Annotated in this window: 2 protein-coding genes and 2 pseudogenes; all 4 read left to right on the forward strand. The window is 53.9% G+C overall.

What is annotated here, in order from left to right; all coding sequences use genetic code 11:
* Positions 1-503, forward strand: a 503-nt coding sequence (locus BKD70_RS25530) for an RHS repeat-associated core domain-containing protein (RefSeq protein WP_305879747.1), incomplete at its 5' end; no start/stop codon positions are given.
* The gene (locus BKD70_RS00075) at positions 500-847 is read left to right on the forward strand and encodes a hypothetical protein (protein WP_047279288.1); all 348 of its coding nucleotides are present in this window, start codon (positions 500-502) and stop codon (positions 845-847) included. The genes BKD70_RS25530 and BKD70_RS00075, both read left to right, overlap by 4 nt.
* Positions 848-877: 30 nt before the next feature.
* Positions 878-1,086 (forward strand): annotated as a pseudogene (locus BKD70_RS25270) (PAAR domain-containing protein); the annotation flags it as partial.
* A 33-nt stretch (positions 1,087-1,119) separates the two neighbouring features.
* A pseudogene (locus BKD70_RS00080) lies at positions 1,120-2,156 on the forward strand (RHS repeat-associated core domain-containing protein); the annotation flags it as partial.

The raw sequence follows: 2,156 nt of genomic DNA on the forward strand, positions 1-2,156 counted from the left end.
AACGCCAAGGCCTGACCAACCCGATCAGGTTTCAGGGGCAATACCACGATCACGAAACAGGGCTGCACTACAATCGGTATAGGTACTATGATCCACGAGTCGGACGGTTTGTCAGTAAGGACCCGATCAGCTATGCGGGTGGGTTGAACCTGTATGCGTATGCGCCGAATCCAACGGGGTGGGTTGATCCGCTGGGGTTGGCGCGTATTTATAAAGATGCCCCGTACCATGGACCAGCTGATAACGCAGTAAAGAGCCGGGCACCTTCAAATGGGCAGGCGGCTTTAGACAATTCTGTTCAAGTTAAAGAAACCTCTCCTAGAAGAGTAGGAGTAGATACGGCAAAGAATGAATTAGTGGTTCTTGATAAGACCCAGACACTACCGAACGGGGATGAGGAATTTCATGGGCATGTACGGTGTTGGTGCGACCTTCATAGTGATCAGCAAAATGCGCTTAGAAAATCCAAAAAAACAACTACCAAAGGGAAAATAAAAAAATGAATATTCCGAATAAACTCTCTTTAACAGAGCTGGAGAGCTTATTAAAATCCGACAATGAGCAGGAGATTATAGAGGCTCTAATGTACGCTGTATTTAATATTGATGAGCCTAGGTGGATCCAGGAAAAATGCCATGAATTAATATATTCAGACAAGAGCTTGAACATAAAGGGACTTGCAATTACCTGTTTAGGACATGTTGCCAGAATACATGGAACAATTGATAAAAATATCACAATCCCTTTATTGATAAAGCTTAGTAAAGACCAGGATTTATCCGGGCGAGCAAGCGATGCCCTAGATGATATTGAGCAGTTCGTAAAAAATAAAGACATCATCCGCTAAGGCGAAGACAGCACCCTCGGTGGCGTCGTTCTGGAAGCTTTTTCCCAGACCGACCTAAACGGTAAGCCCATTGCCGGGTCGGCCACAAAGCCAGTTGCCCATTGTGCAAGGGAATCTTCCCGATTACCGAGGGCAGCGCTACTTACGCAGTTGACGGGATTGTCGTTGCCCTCGACGAGATGAAAATCGCGTGCGGCGCCGCGCTGATTACCAGTGGCCCGAAAAGTGCCGTAAGCAGTTGTACGGCAAAACTGTTCTTTAAAAAATCAACTCAAAACAACCTCCTCAGACGCGACTATAAATACGATGCCGCAGGCCAACTGACCCACATCCACGACAGCCGCCGTGGGCCGCTGTCCTACCGCTACGACCCGGTGGGCCGACTGCTCAACGCCACCAGCCGCCTGGGCGTCGAAACCTTCGCCTTCGACCCGGCCAGCAACCTGCTGGATGAAAAAAACCAACAGGTCCAACGTCCACTGGACCACGACCCCAAACGCAACACCCTGATGGACAACCTGCTGCGCGAATACGCCGGCAGCCACTACGACTACGACGAACGCGGCAACCAGATTCGCCGCTGGCACAACGGCCAGCACAGCCGCCTGCACTGGGACCTGTTCGACCGCCTGGTGCGCTTTGAAAACAGCCAACTGAGCGTCGACTACGCCTACGACCCGCTGGGCCGTCGTCTCTACAAACACTCCAACGCCCACCACCTAAACCGAAGCGAAGCCGGCTCGCAGTGGAACCGCAACGAACAGGCGCGCAAACAGCGCGAACTGGGGTGCGGCTTCACGTTATTCGGCTGGGACGGCGACACCCTGGCCTGGGAAAGCAGCCCCGCACAGGCCGACGGCGCGAGCGGCAAAACCGTCCACTACCTCTACGAACCCGGCACCTTCGTCCCCGTGGCCCAGGCCCTGCGCCACCAACCGATGCGCCTGCTGGCCCAACCGAGTTACACCGGTGCCTACGACATCGACCAAGACCCGCTATGGACCCACACCCCGCAAGCGCTACCGATTGACGTACTGGCCTGGTACCAGTGCGACCACTTGGGCACGCCACAAGAACTCACCGACCCCACCGGCCAAATCGCCTGGAGCGCTCAGTACAAAGCATGGGGCGAAGTCATAGAACAACGCTCGGACTGGGCGCGGCAGAAAGGCCTGACCAACCCGATCAGGTTTCAGGGGCAATACCACGATCATGAAACAGGGCTGCACTACAATCGGTATAGGTACTATGATCCACGGGTCGGACGCTTTATCAGCAAAGACCCGATCAGCTATGCGGGTGGGCTGAA

The organism is Pseudomonas sp. BS-2016, assembly GCF_001806145.1.
In the GTDB taxonomy this organism is placed as follows: Bacteria; Pseudomonadota; Gammaproteobacteria; order Pseudomonadales; family Pseudomonadaceae; genus Aquipseudomonas; species Aquipseudomonas lundensis.